12 protein-coding genes are annotated in these 14,385 nt (G+C 61.7%); 9 read left to right on the top strand and 3 right to left on the bottom strand.

The window, feature by feature from the left end; all coding sequences use genetic code 11:
* Nucleotides 1-183, bottom strand: a 183-nt coding sequence (locus tag FNU79_RS19830; protein WP_225430140.1) for a transposase, incomplete at its 3' end; no start/stop codon positions are given.
* A gap of 188 nt (nt 184-371) precedes the next feature.
* Nucleotides 372-1,712 (bottom strand): MFS transporter, encoded by a 1,341-nt coding sequence (locus FNU79_RS16745; RefSeq protein WP_143721940.1) that lies wholly within the window; start codon nt 1,710-1,712, stop codon nt 372-374.
* 165 nt (nt 1,713-1,877) lie between these two features.
* On the opposite strand from FNU79_RS16745, the gene FNU79_RS16740 reads away from it, so the two are divergent.
* The 8 genes from FNU79_RS16740 (at nt 1,878) to FNU79_RS16705 (ending at nt 10,471) form a co-directional block, all read left to right on the top strand.
* Nucleotides 1,878-2,090, top strand: a complete 213-nt coding sequence (locus FNU79_RS16740) for a hypothetical protein (RefSeq protein WP_143721939.1) — start codon at nt 1,878-1,880, stop codon at nt 2,088-2,090.
* Nucleotides 2,083-3,195, top strand: a complete 1,113-nt coding sequence (locus tag FNU79_RS16735) for a respiratory nitrate reductase subunit gamma (protein ID WP_143721938.1) — start codon at nt 2,083-2,085, stop codon at nt 3,193-3,195. The genes FNU79_RS16740 and FNU79_RS16735 overlap by 8 nt, the downstream gene beginning before the upstream one ends.
* Nucleotides 3,195-5,516 carry a molybdopterin oxidoreductase family protein gene (locus FNU79_RS16730; RefSeq protein WP_143721937.1) on the top strand — a complete coding sequence of 774 codons (2,322 nt, stop codon included), beginning with the start codon at nt 3,195-3,197 and terminating at the stop codon, nt 5,514-5,516. Before FNU79_RS16735 ends, FNU79_RS16730 begins: the two co-directional genes overlap by 1 nt.
* A complete protein-coding gene (locus FNU79_RS16725) occupies nt 5,513-6,175 on the top strand; it encodes a 4Fe-4S dicluster domain-containing protein (protein WP_143721936.1) in 663 nt (220 codons plus the stop codon). The genes FNU79_RS16730 and FNU79_RS16725 overlap by 4 nt, the downstream gene beginning before the upstream one ends.
* A complete protein-coding gene (locus FNU79_RS16720; protein ID WP_143721935.1) occupies nt 6,172-6,696 on the top strand; it encodes a QcrA and Rieske domain-containing protein in 525 nt (174 codons plus the stop codon). The genes FNU79_RS16725 and FNU79_RS16720 overlap by 4 nt, the downstream gene beginning before the upstream one ends.
* Entirely contained in the window at nt 6,693-6,923 is a 231-nt protein-coding gene (locus FNU79_RS16715; protein ID WP_143721934.1) for a DUF6755 family protein, read from the top strand. Before FNU79_RS16720 ends, FNU79_RS16715 begins: the two co-directional genes overlap by 4 nt.
* A 189-nt stretch (nt 6,924-7,112) precedes the next feature.
* Nucleotides 7,113-8,465 carry an MFS transporter gene (locus FNU79_RS16710; protein ID WP_143721933.1) on the top strand — a complete coding sequence of 451 codons (1,353 nt, stop codon included), beginning with the start codon at nt 7,113-7,115 and terminating at the stop codon, nt 8,463-8,465.
* A 326-nt stretch (nt 8,466-8,791) separates the two neighbouring features.
* Complete coding sequence (locus tag FNU79_RS16705; RefSeq protein ID WP_143721932.1) at nt 8,792-10,471, top strand: BTAD domain-containing putative transcriptional regulator; 1,680 nt, start codon at nt 8,792-8,794, stop codon at nt 10,469-10,471.
* Nucleotides 10,472-10,642: 171 nt separating this feature from the next.
* Here the strand turns inward: FNU79_RS16705 and FNU79_RS16700 are convergent, their stop codons facing one another.
* Nucleotides 10,643-12,589, bottom strand: coding sequence for a S9 family peptidase (locus FNU79_RS16700; protein ID WP_143721931.1), 1,947 nt, complete (start codon nt 12,587-12,589; stop codon nt 10,643-10,645).
* Between the two features lie 449 nt (nt 12,590-13,038).
* Between FNU79_RS16700 and FNU79_RS16695 the strand changes: the two genes are divergently transcribed.
* Complete coding sequence (locus tag FNU79_RS16695) at nt 13,039-14,295, top strand: ABC transporter substrate-binding protein (RefSeq protein WP_124875286.1); 1,257 nt, start codon at nt 13,039-13,041, stop codon at nt 14,293-14,295.
* Nucleotides 14,296-14,385 lie beyond the last annotated feature (90 nt).

Here is a 14,385-nt window from a genome sequence, read left to right as displayed (position 1 = left end):
ATCATCTTTGCCAGGGGCGACCGTCGCCGCCAGCGGTTGCATGCTTTTTCGGGGTGCTGAACTGCACAATCCCTGCAGATAGATAGGGGCCCACGTCCACTGCGAGCGGTGTCGAAAGGTCTCATGGAACGGAGCGAACCATGTCGGGAAGTGCCGCGTCCAACGAGGGAATGAATGCGTCATCGCACGGGCTAGCATCGCACATCCCGCCCCGGCCCCTCATTCTGAATATCCCCAAAGTACAGCTAGCGCCTGCCCGGCCAGCAGGCCCATGCGTGCGCCGAGAATCTGACGGGGACACAGGTGGTTGTGCAGCGCGACACTTCAGGCCAGCAACTCGTCCAGCCGAGACACAGACCCGATGAGGGCAGTCATGGGTGGGCCTCGATGCGGTCTTGCAGGTGTGGTGCAGCGCGGTTCATCATCTGCATGATGCTCAGGTGCATCCAGGCCAGGGCAAGCAATGTAATGAGCAGCACGACAATAAAGGTACTCTGCGGAAAGCCTGTCGCGGACTTGGCGTAGGCAAACAGAGGCGTCAGGAAGAAGCCGCCCAGACCGCCCAGCATGCCCACCAGGCCGCCCACTGCGCCCACATCGCGGGGAAAGTATTCGGGAATGTGCTTGTACACCGACGCCTTGCCGATACCCATCGCCACCCCCACCACGAACAGCAAGGCCGTGAACGGCCACACGCCCAGCGTGAAGTGCATCACGTCGCGGGTGACGGTTGCGCCGTCCGCAGCGGGCATGTACAGGACGATGTGGCCGCTCGGCATACTCATGACCAGTAAGGCCAGGGCCATCAGCCCGAAGGCCCCGTACGTCGCCGCCCGCGCCCCGTAGCGGTCTGAGAGATACCCTCCCAGCGGACGCAGCAGGCTGGCTGGGAAGATGAACAGCGCGGTCAGCAGCGCTGCCTCGTAGAGCGGCAGGCCGAACACGTCCACGTAGTATTTGGGCATCCAGGCCGACAGGGCCACGTACGCCCCGAAGAACACCACGTAATACAGCCCGAAACGCCACACCCGCGTACTGTGCAGCGGCGCGAGCATCTCCCGGAGCGGACGGCCTTGACCGGGCGTCCGGTCTTGATGGGGCGCGAAGATCAGGACGGCCAGCCCCATCAGGACCAGCAGCACGCCGTACAGAAAGGGAATGGCCCGCCAGCCGCCAGGGATGAAGCCGCCCAGCAGCCCCGCCGCTGGAATCGCCACGATCAGGGCCGGGCCGATGAACTTGGTGACGCTGGCCCCCACATTTCCGGCCCCGAACACGCCGAGCGCTGCGCCCTGCCGGGTGCGCGGGAACCACACGCTGTTCCAGGCCACGCCCACCGAGAAGCTGTTCCCGGCGAAGCCCACTAAAAAGGCCAGCCCCAGCAGCGCCGGATAACTCTGCACATGGGCGATCAGGAAGGCGGGAACGGCGGTCAAGAGCAGCATCGCGCCTATGACGCGGCGTCCGCCGAGGCGGTCGGTGATGATGCCCGCAGGCAGCCGCCACAGCGAGCCGTTCAGCACCGCCACCGCCGAGAGCCAGGACAGTTGCACGTCGCTCAGCCCGAACTCCTGGCGAATGGGCAGACCCAGGATGCCGAACATCAGCCACACGGCGAACATCAGCGTGAAGGCCACCGTGGACAGGGTCAGCACGCGGCGGGAAGCGCTGGCATCGGCAGGGGTGGGGACGGAACTGTGGGGAGTGGTCATTTCGGGGAAACCTCCGTCTTCCCGCTGCCAGTGCTGAAACACGCGGGAGGGCTAGCCGCATGTTGGCCGCGCCCACTTACAAGCGGTTAACAAACGAAGTGAGGGGCCACCGGGCAGATTTATCTCTGTTAGTCACTTGTAAGTGCTCCACCGCACACTCCCTGCATGGCAGACCTTTCCGCAGAGCGTGAACCGCAAAGCCGTCGGCCCCAGTACGTCATGACGCTGTGGCGCACGGCTGGGGGCATCTGGCAGGGCCGCCTCAAATCCCTGCACGACGGGGCCGAGCAACTCGTGGGCGATCTGCGGGACTTGCCCAGCGTTCTTGCTGCCGTTCCTGACAACACAGGGTCTGACCACAAGGAGAATCATGCTTAATCCTTCGCCGCCCGCGCTGCCGCCTCGGCGCGACACCGAACCCGTGCGGGTCCCGGTGATGGACGTGACCCTGGATCGCCGGGGACTGCTGTACGGCCTGACCTTCGCCACAATGTTGACTATCGCCGTGTATTTCGGCTCTCAGCGCTTCCACGGCTTTGACGGAGCGCTGGCCGGATACTGCTTCGCCACCATCTTCGCGCTGTTCGGGGTGGTCTACCGCTACGTGGTGTGGCTCCAGCGCCCGCCCACCCGCATGTACTGGAAACGCGGCTGGCAACTGTTCTGGCAGCCGGGCCATCGCCTGCACAACATGGGTCTGTTCTTTAAGGCGGGTTGGGAAAAGATGATTGAGCAGCGCTTTATCCGCAGGCGCTCGCGCAAACGCTGGCTGGCGCACCAGTTGATCTTCTGGGGCTGCATCATCGCCATTTTGATCACCTTTCCGCTGACCTTCGGCTGGCTGCGCTTTGAAAGCGACTTTACCAAACCCAGCGATTACATGATCGTGCTGATGGGGCAACGGCTGGACTTCTTCACCTTCCCGGCCCGAAGTGCGCTGGGCTGGCTGATCATGCACGGGCTGAACGTGGCCGCCGTGCTGTGCCTGGGCGGCATTGCGCTGGTGCTGGGGCGGCGCATCAAGGACGAGGCCGAACTGGCCACGCAGCGCTTCGACAACGACATCCTGCCGCTGATCCTGCTGTTCGCGGTGTCCGTGACCGGCATGATGCTGACCGCCTCCAACCTGTTCCTGGACGGCAAGTTCTACTACTGGATCACCACCACCCACGCCGTCACCGTGTACCTGTGGCTGCTGTACCTGCCGTTCGGGAAGTTCTTCCACATTTTCCAGCGCATCGCCAACGTTGGCGTGTGGTTCTACAAAGCCGCCGGAGCCAATGGCCCGCAGGCCAAATGCGCCCGCTGCGACACCGAATACATGAGCCAGATGCAGCAAGATGACCTTAAAACCATCCTGCCCGATCTGGGCCTGGATTACACCCATTCGCAGGTGGGCAACTGGCAGAACCTGTGCCCCAGTTGCCGCCGCAAGCTGCTGACCCTGAACCAGTTCCGGGCCACGGGCAAGGAGTTCATGTAATGGTCAAGCCACCCTTTTCTCAGGAAGAGTTTCTGGACACCTACGGCCCCACGCTGCACTACGCGCCGCCCGGCGGCTTCAGCAGCGTTGAAGATTACGACGCGCTGGTGGACACCCATTGCTGCTTTTGCGGCCAGCAGTGCGGCATCAAGTTGAAGGTCAAGAACAACGCGATTGTAGGTTTTGAGCCGCGCTACGACTTTCCCTTCAACAAGGGCAAGCTGTGCCCCAAGGGCATCAAGCGCTACCTGCAAGGCTCGCACCCAGACAGGTTGCTCCACCCGATGCGCCGCACCGAGCACGGCTATCAGCAGATCACCTGGGACGAGGCGCTGAGCGAAACCGTCACCAAGATTCAGGAGATTCAGGCCAAGTACGGCCGGAACAGTTTCGCCATGCTGTCGGGCGTCTCGTTGACCAACGAGAAGAGTTATCTGGTGGGCAAGTTCGCCCGGCTGGCGCTGCAAACGGCCAATCTGGACTACAACGGACGCCTGTGCATGGTCTCGGCGGGTGCGGGCAACAAGAAGGCGTATGGCATAGACCGCGCCAGCAACCACTGGGAAGACATCACCGAGGCCAAGGTCATCTTCATCATCGGCACCAACATCGCCGAGTGCTTTCCGATCACCACGGACTACATCTGGCGGGCGAGAGACAAGGGCGCGAAAATCATCTACGCCGATCCGCGCATGGTGCCGATGGCCCGCACCGCAGACCTGTATCTCCCGCTGCGCTGCGGCAGCGACAGTGCCCTGCTGATGTCCATGCTGCACGTCATCATCCGCGACGGTCTGACCGACGAGGCATTTATTGAGGCGCACACCACCGGCTTCGGCGACGTCCGCGCCGCAGTGGCCGACGCCACCCCCAAGTGGGCTGCCGAAATTACCGGGGTTCCTGCCGCCAAGATCGAGCAGGCCGCCCGCTGGTACGGCGAGGCCGAGACCGGCATGATCCTGCACGCCCGCGGCCTGGAACATCAGGTCAAGGGCGTGGAGAACGTGATGTCCTGCGCCAACCTCGCGCTGGCGACGGGCAAGATCGGCAAGCCGGGCTGCGGCCACTCCACGATTACAGGGCAGGGCAACGGCCAGGGCGGGCGCGAACACGGCCACAAGTGCGATCAGTTGCCCGGCAACCGCGACATCACCAACCCCGAACACCGCAAGTACATCTGCGAGGTGTGGGGCATCACCGACGAGGAACTGCCCGGCAAGGGCATTACCGCGCAGGAAATCCTCAACGAGATTCACGAGGGCAAGATCAAGGGATTGCTGAGCATTTGCTTCAACCCACTCGTCTCGCTGCCAGATGCCAATTTCAACCGCGAGGCGCTCAACAAGCTCGAACACTACAGCGTGATCGACTTCTTCCTCTCGGAGACCGCTCAACACGCCGACATCGTGCTGCCGGGCAGCTTGCAGGAAGAGGACGAGGGCACCACCACCAGTGGCGAGGGCCGCGTCATCAAGATCAACGCGCCCGTGACCCCGCCCGGCGAGGCGAGGCGCGACTGGGAAATTCTGCTGGATATCGCGGGCCGCTTGGGCCGGGGCAAATACTTCCAGTTCAACAACACCCAGGAAATCTTCAACGAATTGCGGCTGGCCTCGCGTGGTGGCACTGCCGACTACAGCGGCATCACCTGGGAAAAGATCGTGGATACCCAGGGCATTTTCTGGCCCTGTCCGCAGACCACCGATGAGGGCAAAGTCACCATGCACAGCGAGCACCTGGATGACCGTCATCCCGGCACACCCCGGTTGTACGAGGGCGGCAAGTTCTATCACCCCGACGGCAAGGCGCACTTCAACGCGGTCAACTGGCGTGAGAGTGCCGAAGTCGTGGACGACGAATATCCAATCTGGTTCACCACGGGCCGGGTGGTCAGCCAGTATCTCAGCGGCTCGCAGACCCGGCGCATCGGGCCGCTGGTGGATCAGTTCCCGCATCCCAAGCTGGAACTGCACCCCCGCATGGCGAAGCAATTGAAGATCAAGACCGACGACTGGGTGACGATCCAGACGCGGCGAGGTGAGGTCATCATTCAGGCCAATGTGGTCAACACCATCCGGCCCGATACGGTGTTCATGGCCTATCACTGGGGCGGCAAGCAAAGCGCCAACCTGCTCACGCAACGTGCGCTGGACCCCATCTCCAAGATTCCTGAATACAAGGTGTCGGCCTGCCGTGTGCGCCTCGCCTCGCCGGAGGAACAGGCCGAGGGCGAGCGCACCCAATTCCTGAGTTCCCGTACTGAGAAGAACCTGCCCGCTGGCTACAACCTGGCGGAGCGTCGTAAGGAGCTGCGCCGATGAGCGATTTCCGATTCTTCGTTGATCCCATCCGCTGTATCGGCTGCAAGGCGTGCATGCAGGCGTGTTCCGAGTGCGACACACACAAGGGCAAGAGCATGATCCACCTGGAATACATCGAGCGCGGCGCGTCCACCCAGACGGCTCCGATGGTCTGCATGCACTGTGATCTGCCCACCTGCGCCGCCGTCTGCCCCGCCGACGCCATCAAGCGCACCGAGGACGGCGTGGTGCAGAGCAGTCAGGCCCCGCGCTGTATCGGCTGTTCCAACTGCGTCAACGCCTGCCCCTTCGGCGTGCCGCGCTACTACCCGGAAATTGACCAGATGCTCAAGTGCGACATGTGTTATGACCGCACCTCGGTGGGCAAGAAACCCATGTGCGCCAGCGTGTGCCCTTCCGAGGCGCTGTTTTATGGCACGCTGGAGGAATTCCAGTCGCGGCGGGGCGGCAAGCCCCAGAACTCCTTCCAGTTTGGCGCGCAGACGATTACCACCAAGGTTTTTCTGGTGCTGCCCGACGGTGAGATGGGCCTGGACATGGACGTGATCTCGCACATGGACGCCCGCTTTGAGCCGGACGCCTTTGACCACCTCGATCCCTTCGCGCATCTGGAGCTGCTGCCGATGGAACAGCCTCAGACCCTGAGAGGCCGCTTATGACCCCGCCCAAACCGCCCAAAACTGGTCCGCATCATGCGCCGCACTGGAAGACCGACTTCAGCGTGGACTGGGACGCCACCGATTACGTCTCGCGCCGCGAATTTACCCGCTTCCTGGGCCTGAGCAGCGCAGGCATGGCCGTCGGCACGGTACTGATCGCCGGGCTGGCGAGTGTGGGCGCGCAGCCCGTCCCGGAAGTTCCGCCGCTGCGACTCGGCAAGGTGGAGGACTTCCTACCCGGCTCCTCCAGCGCCTTCGAATACCCCCAGAAAGGCCAGTACTCGCTGCTGGTGCGTCACGAGGACGGCACCTTCAGCTCCTACGGCCAGAAATGCCCGCACCTGGGCTGCGCTGTCTATTACGAACCGCGCGAGAAGGTGCTGGAATGCCCCTGCCACGAGGGCTATTTCAATGCGCGGACGGGTGACGTGATCTCCGGGCCGCCGCAGCGGGGACTGAGCCTGGTCAAGCTGGAGATCCGAGACGGCGAGATCTGGGCCGTGGGAGGAGGAGGGCATTGACCGGCTCCTCGCGCCCCCGCTATGCCCAGCGCACCTTGATTGTCGGCGTGCTGCTGGCCTTCGTCCTGATTTTCTGGAGCATTCAACTGTTCATCCTGATGCTGGCGCTGGACGCCGTTCTGGGCAAGGAATATGCCCTGCTGTGGCCCGCCGCCCTGAGCAGTGCGCTGCTGGCCACCCTGACGCTATGGCTGGTGCGGCTGATTCCCCGCGAGCCACGCGAATAATACGGATTCCGCTAAATTCCCGCACAGTCGGGAAAGCGCCGCCTGCACGTCCATATAGCAGAACCCGTACTTTCCCATTCTCCCTTTGGTCGGATTGAATCCGCACATTGTGCGGGATTCAATCGGAGTCTATATAACATCCCTTCTGCTCAAAACAGTTGCAACCAGCAGCGATTTCAAGGAGCCTGTGTGACCACCTCCGAATCTTCCAAACACCAGTCCTCTGCTTACCTCTCCGAATGGACGCCCAATGATCCCGTCTTCTGGGAGCGGGAGGGCAAGGTCCGCGCCTGGCGCACACTGTGGGTGACCACCTTCGGCCTTACGCTGGCCTTCGCAGTGTGGTTCATGGTGTCGGCCATCGTCGTGCGCCTGAACGACATCGGCTTCAACCTCAGCAAGGACCAACTGTTCTGGCTGACCGCCATGCCAGGACTGTCAGCGGGACTGACCCGCTTGCGCCATATGTTTTTGGTATCGGTCTACGGTTCGCGTACCACGCTGACCCTCTCCACGCTGGGCCTGCTGATTCCGGCGGTGGGCTGGGGACTGGCGGTACAGAATCCTGGGACCCCCTTCTGGGTGCTTCTATCGCTGGCCTTCCTGGCGGGCATGGGTGGGGGCAATTTCAGTTCATTCATGCCCAGCACCAGCCTGTTTTTTCCCAAGAAGATGCAGGGCACGGCGCTGGGTATTCAGGCAGGCATCGGCAATTTTGGCGTGTCGATGGTGCAATTCCTGACGCCCTGGGTGGTGGGCGTCAACCTGTTCTGGTTTCTGGGCAGCAAATCTGAGCAGTGGGTCTTTGCCGAGAAAACCAGCACCATCTGGCTTCAGAACGCCTCATGGGTCTACATTCCCTGGCTGATTGCCGCTGCCGTGCTGAGCTGGCTGCTGATCCGCAACGTACCGATCAAGGCCAACATGAAAGAGCAGCTCGCCATCTTCGGGGACAAGCACACCTGGATCATGACCAGCATCTACATGATGACCTTCGGGGCCTTCAGTGGGCTGGCCGCCGCTTTTCCGCTGCTGATCAAGACGCTGTACGGCGGCTTCGAGAACGCGCCCCTGCCTCTGAAGTTCGCCTTCCTGGGGCCGCTGATCGGCTCGGCGGTGCGCGTCCTGTTCGGCTTGATTGCCGACAAGACGGGCGGCGCGATTCTCACGTCGATCAGCGCCATCGGCATGGGCATCTCCGCCGTTGCGGTGACCTTTTTCGTCACCCCCACCGATCTGACCAGCTTCCCGATGTTCGTGGGCACCATGCTCGCCATCTTCTTCTTCAGCGGCATCGGCAACGCGTCTACGTTCCGGCAGATGCCCGTCATCTTCAACCCGCCGTACAGCGCGGGCGTGATCGGCTGGACAGCGGCCATCGCTGCCTTCGGACCGTTCATCGTCAGCATGCTGATCAGTTTTAATCTGGCAGCCAGCGGCAACGTCAAGGGATTTTTCTACGGTCTGGCCGTGTTCTGCGTGCTGAATCTGGGCCTGAACTGGTGGTTCTACGGACGCCGGGGCGCAGAAAAGCCGAGTTAACGGTCTTTCTCTCCTCCCTCTCCATAGCGAGAGGGTTTTTTTGGTTTCCAGATTCCTGTGAAAAAGGACGGCGGAGTGAAGTGGGGCCGCGTTCCCTCGGCCCTGTGATACTGATTCCGCTTAATTCCAGTACACCCCGCAAAAAGCGCGGGATGCACTTCCACAACGCAGAACCAGTACCTTGTCCTACTTCCGTTGGTCGGATTAAATCGCGTCCAGCACACGGACGCTGAACACGCTCTAATCGGAATCCCTATGAGCTGGCATTGACGACTTTTTACGGGAATGAAACAGTCTTCTGAGGTGTCATCGTCCATACTGTATGAATGCCCAGCCAACTCATGCAAACCCTGAGCTGGACAGCAGGGACGCTCAGCAGCGATCCGCGCCAGTTTTTCCATGTGGTGCGGGTCTTGCTGGCCGATCTGCGCCGGGCGACGGGGATGGACGTGGCCGAGTTGTTTCTGGCCGATCCGCAGCAGACCACGCTGTTTCTGAGCGGCTATTCCGGGGGGGATCACTCGGCGTTCTTCGAGCGCACGGTCTTCCGCTTCGGCGAAGGTTTTCCAGGCCGCGCCGCCCAGGGGCGAGAAGCGCTGGAATGCAGCGAGCTGGTGGGTGACCCCCGCTTTCTGCGCGTGCGGGTCAAGGTGCTGGGCTACCACGCATTTGTCAGTGTGCCGCTGGTTCTGCCTCACGCGGTCATTGGCGTATTGAATCTGGCGGCCCAGAACGGTGAACAACTGGAGCAGGCGCGGCAGCGTCTGGAGCAGATCGCCCCGCTGCTGGCCGCCAGCTTATACGCGGTGCTGACTTCCCTGAGTGAGCGCACGCTGGGGCGGGTACAATCGGGCCACACACCACAGGAGCGAGCGCTGGGGCTGCTCGAAGAAAACCTGAAAGCCACCTCTGCGCTCCGGGCGGCGCTGCATCCCCGGCAGGGCACGGCGGTGGAAACCCATCCTGGTCAGATTCACCCCTGCCCCGGTCCGGAGCGCTGCCCGGCCCTGCGCGGTCTGGTGCAGATTTCGGGACACGCCGAGCTGAACTGCTCTCTCCAGCCCAGAGATGTGCAGACCGTCTGCCTGCCGGTCTGGCACGGCGGCGAGGTCATCGGCGTGGAAACCGTCCAATTTTCCAAGAGTCTGACATCTGGGGTGCTGACCGAGGCCGCCGCACCGCTGCTGTGGATGACCCGGTTGGCCGCGCACGCCCTTGATTTGGACGCCGGGCGGCCCGACCCCGCACCTGTGCCCTGGCTGGAGATTGAAACGCTGGGTGCGTTCCGGGTGCGCCGCCAGGGCCAGATCCTCTCGCCCCGCAACTTCAAACGGCGGCAAGCCCACGAACTGCTCAAGCTGCTGATTACCCGCTGGGGCCGTCCGGTCACGGTGGAAGAACTGTGCGAGGTGCTGTGGCCCGGCGAGGCCTATGGGCAGCGAGTGATGGCCCGCTTGCACGTCACCCTGAACGCCCTGCGGCAGGTGCTGGAACCGCCGGAAGGAGACAGAACACAGGTGCTGGTGCGTGATGGTGGGGCGTACCGTTTTGCGCCGGGTATACCTGTTCACCTAGACGTTCAGGCATTTGAAGTGCTGGTCCGGCAGGGAGACACGCAGCACGGCGAGGATGCCGTCGCCAGCTACGCGCAGGCGCTGGAGCTGTATCGGGGCGACTTTCTGGAAGACGACCCGTTTACCGACTGGTACGCGTTGGAACGTGATTATCTGCGCGAACTCGCCCTGCGTGCGCTGTTCAGAACGGGGGAGATCCAGACCGCTGCGGGCCAGTGGCAGAGCGCCCAGATGGCCTACACCCGCATTCTGACCATAGATCCCAACCGGTTTGAAGCCTATGAGGCGCTCATTTCCCTTCTCACTTTACTGAACAGGACTGAGGACGCCCAGGTCTGTTGGGAACGCTACAGCCGGGCCTACGGTCAGGCCCCACCCACCTTTCCCCGCCCAATTGTGGCGAGGAAACCGGCAGGGCAGCTGCTTGGGTAGTACTTCAAAAAGTTTTCGAGCGGCGTTTGCCCGAAGTCTCAGGATAGCGACGCCTCAAGGAGGGTGTCCGTCATCAAAATTGAGCCGCCGTAACCAGTTCTTGCGGCGCGGTGACAAGCAACAACCAGAAACGGGCGTTCCGGACGTGGTGAGCGGTCGCGGCGGGCCTACTCAAGGTGACAGGACAATGTCCAGGCCAGGCGTGATCCCTGACGGCGTGAAGCCGAACACCTGACCGTAAAATTCCAGTTCTCCTTCGAGTGCCCGCTTGATATTCTCGGCGCGGCGAAATCCGTGCCCTTCGCCCTCAAATTCCACCAATGCCGTCGGCAAACCGCGTGAGCGCACAGCCTCGAACATCTTCCGCGCCTGATCCGGCGGCACCACCTTGTCCTCTAGACCCTGAAAAAACACCACCGGACGCCTAAGCTGCTCGGTGAAATGAATCGGTGAACGTGCTTGGTAGCGGGCTTTTTCCTGGGGGTAGGGACCGATCATGCTGTCGAGGTAGCGGCTCTCGAACTTGTGGGTGTCTTGCGCCAGCGCTTCAGCGTCGCTGACCCCGTAGTGGCTGGCCCCGGCAGCGAACACGTCAGAAAACGTCAGCGCACACAGGGTGGTGTATCCGCCCGCGCTGCCTCCAGTAATCGCCAGCCGGTGAATGTCGGCGTCGCCGCGCTCCGCCACGTAAAGCGCCGCGTTCACGCAGTCTTGCACGTCCACCACGCCCCACTCGCCGTTGAGCCGCTGCCGATAAGCCCGCCCGAACCCGGTGGAGCCGCCGTAATTTACGTCCAGCACCGCGACGCCCCGGCTGGTCCAGAACTGCACCGAGAGATCGAGCACTGCGTCGGTGGCCCCGGTCGGCCCGCCGTGAATCATCACCAGCAGCGGCGGTTTTTCACCCTCCGGCGCACGCGTCTCAGCGTTGCGGGGCAGATACAAAAAAGCGTGGGACGTCTTTGCTCCCTCGGTGGGAAACTCGACGGCTTCCGGCACGCTCAAATCGGCAGGCGACAAGGTGAAGGTCGAGGATTCATGCAAAATCTCGACGTCGCCGCTGACACTCAAACGGGCAATGCACGGCGCACGGTCCGGTGCGCCCGCTCTCAGCACCACACTCTGGCCTTGAACATACAAATCCGCAGCGGAGGTGAAGGGCGTAGCGAGTTCGCTGAGCTGCCAGCCGCTCTCCCGAAGTTCTAAACGCGCCAAGTGGGTGCGGCCCTTTTGGTGATAAGCGCAGATCAACCGCTCCTCGGCCAGGAAAACATAGTTCGAGGAACCGAATTGCCACTGCGGAGTGCTGAATTCGGCGTCCAGCGGATAAAGGGCCTGCGCGTCCGGTTTCAGCCGGTAGAGATTCCACCACCCGCTCCGGTCCGAGACGAAGTGCAGCACGCCACCGGGCGACCAGCGCGGCTCCTGCACCGATTCGTTCGTGCCGCCCGCCACCTGTTGCACGCCGCCGAGCGAGCCGTCCGCCGCGATGTGCGCCAGCATCAAGCGCGTTTCGTCCCAGGGCATGTTCGGATGGTTCCATTCCACCCAGGTGAGTTGGTGGCCGTCGGGACTCAGGCGCGGCGAGGCGTAAAAGTCCGCGCCAGTTGCCAGGACGACGCCGCCTTCAAGGTTGGGGCCACCGAGTTGGATGGCCACCAGCTCGTTACGCGCTTCGCGGTCATTCTCACGGTGGTCTTCGCGGACGGCGATCAAGCGGCCCCTCGACAGATCAATTTCCAGATCGGCATACCGCACTTCCAACTCCGGCGTGATCGGCTGCGGCTTTTTACCCTGTACCTGCTGGTAAAGCCGGTTGTCGGCGAAGTGGCTGAAATAGACGGTGCCGTCCTGAACAGCGTGGCAGCGCCCGCCATACTCGTGAACCCGGCTGCGGATATTGAACGGCGGCGGCGTGACGTCGCTGGCGGCTGCGTCCGGCGTGAGGCGTACCAGCACGCTGCGTCCGCCTTCATTGGAGCGGCTTTCAAGCCAGTACACGTCCGGCCCGTCCACCGTGACGCCGCCCAGCCCCACGCTCCCAGCAGTGATGGCGTCGGCGGTGATGGGTGAAGGCCATGCGCCGTAAGGCAAGACGGTTCGGTGATCCTCGTTCATGTCGGCCTCCTGAAGTCGAACTGTTTCGTGATGTGAGCAACTCCAAGATAGCGGTTCGTCTGAAGGCTTGCGCGTCCAAGACTGCCAAACGCAGATCCAGACTTGGAAGGTCTGAGCCCCTTGAGCACGTTCACTGCGCCGACCAATCCACGCGGAGGAGGGCCGCCTTCTGGAAGCATGTTAGGCGAATCAGTGGCTTCCAATCAGGATCGTCCAGTTTGCACACAGCAGACCACCGAGACATTCAAGTCTACCAAAAATTCGCTGCCTGAAGAAACTGCAAAAGCGGTGAAATGACTTTGCATGCCTGAAGTTCTTGGCACAGCGCGAATTGACAATGGTGGCGTCTACCGGTATATCTAAGAGCACAGACTCATCAAAACGAATGGCGCTGCATTGCCGTAGGATTTGACCAAAAATCCATGGGTGCTGTTTTCTAGGAGGTCGCTATGAAAGGGATTTTATTGACTGCTTCTCTGCTTGCCCTAGGCGCTGGGTTGGCCCAAGCTCAAAAAACCACCCTGACCATCGAAAGTTGGCGAAATGATGACATCAAGATTTGGCGGGACGTCATTATTCCGGCCTTCGAAAAGCAGCATCCGGACATTCATGTGGTGTTTGCGCCCAGCGCTCCGACCGAGTACAACGCCGTGCTGGCCGCCAAAATCAAGGCTGGCACGGCGGGCGACCTAATCACCTGCCGCCCATTTGATCAGAGTCTCGAACTCTACAAAGCCAAGCAGCTCACCAACCTCAACAGCCTGCCGGGCATCAAGAACTTCGATACGGTCTCCAAAGCGGCTTGGTCGACTGACGATGGGAAGACCACCTTCTGCGTGCCGATGGCGTCGGTGATTCACGGCTTTCTGTACAACAAAAAAGCGTTCAGTGACCTCGGCCTGAGTGTTCCGAAGACCGAAGCGGCGTTCCTGGCGGCTCTGGACAAAATCAAGCAAAATGGCAAGTACGTGCCGCTGGTGATGGGCACCAAGGATCAGTGGGAATCGGCGACCATGGGCTACCAGAACATCGGGCCGACCGCTTGGAGCGGCGAAACGGGGCGCAAGGGACTGATTTCCGGCAAAGCGCAGTACAACAAAGGCGGCTTTTTGACGGCTTTCACTTCGCTGGCCAAATGGAAGCCTTACCTGGCTCCCGGCTATCAGGCCCTGGCTTATCCAGACGCGCAAAACCTCTTTTCGCAGGGGCGCGGCGCGGTCTATCCGTCAGGCAGCTGGGATATCGGCACCTTCCGCCAGATGAATCCCGACATGGAGCTGGGGGCTTTTGCGCCGTACAGCATCAACGGCCAGAAGTGCGTCATCAGCGACCAGCCCGACATCGCGATGGGTATCAACGCGGCCAGCAAAAATCAGGAGTCCGCCAAGACGTTTCTCAATTGGGTGGCCTCTGACGTGTTCGCCAGCTTGTACGCCAACGCCCTGCCAGGATTTTTCCCACTGGCCAACGTCAAATACACCCTGAAAGATCCGGTGGCTCAGGAGTTCTTGAACTGGCGCAACCAGTGCGGCAAGAGCTTCCGCTCCTCGTACCAGATTCTCTCGCGCAACGCCAATCCCAACAACGAAAATGATCTCTGGAACGCCAGCTCTCAGCTCCTGAACGGCAGCCTGAGCGCCCAGGCCGCTGCCGACATGGTGCAAAAGAACCTCGCGTCTTGGTACGGCCCCCAGAAAGGCAAGTGATCTCAGCGTCTTTGCGCAGGCCTTGACCTGACTTGCGCTCCCCACCGATTCAAGCTGGAACACTCGGAAGCCCTGGTGTTTCAGCTTGTT

Source organism: Deinococcus detaillensis (genome assembly GCF_007280555.1).
Classification (GTDB): domain Bacteria; phylum Deinococcota; class Deinococci; order Deinococcales; family Deinococcaceae; genus Deinococcus; species Deinococcus detaillensis.
The sequence above is the reverse complement of the archived record's forward strand: the minus strand, read 5'-3'. Positions and strand labels throughout refer to the sequence as shown.

Coding starts and splice junctions, on each gene's coding strand:
- FNU79_RS16745 (WP_143721940.1), bottom strand. CDS start 1,712: ATGACCACTCCCCACAGTTCCGTCCCCACCCCTGCCGATGCCAGCGCT.
- FNU79_RS16740 (WP_143721939.1), top strand. CDS start 1,878: ATGGCAGACCTTTCCGCAGAGCGTGAACCGCAAAGCCGTCGGCCCCAG.
- FNU79_RS16735 (WP_143721938.1), top strand. CDS start 2,083: ATGCTTAATCCTTCGCCGCCCGCGCTGCCGCCTCGGCGCGACACCGAA.
- FNU79_RS16730 (WP_143721937.1), top strand. CDS start 3,195: ATGGTCAAGCCACCCTTTTCTCAGGAAGAGTTTCTGGACACCTACGGC.
- FNU79_RS16725 (WP_143721936.1), top strand. CDS start 5,513: ATGAGCGATTTCCGATTCTTCGTTGATCCCATCCGCTGTATCGGCTGC.
- FNU79_RS16720 (WP_143721935.1), top strand. CDS start 6,172: ATGACCCCGCCCAAACCGCCCAAAACTGGTCCGCATCATGCGCCGCAC.
- FNU79_RS16705 (WP_143721932.1), top strand. CDS start 8,792: ATGCCCAGCCAACTCATGCAAACCCTGAGCTGGACAGCAGGGACGCTC.
- FNU79_RS16700 (WP_143721931.1), bottom strand. CDS start 12,589: ATGAACGAGGATCACCGAACCGTCTTGCCTTACGGCGCATGGCCTTCA.
- FNU79_RS16695 (WP_124875286.1), top strand. CDS start 13,039: ATGAAAGGGATTTTATTGACTGCTTCTCTGCTTGCCCTAGGCGCTGGG.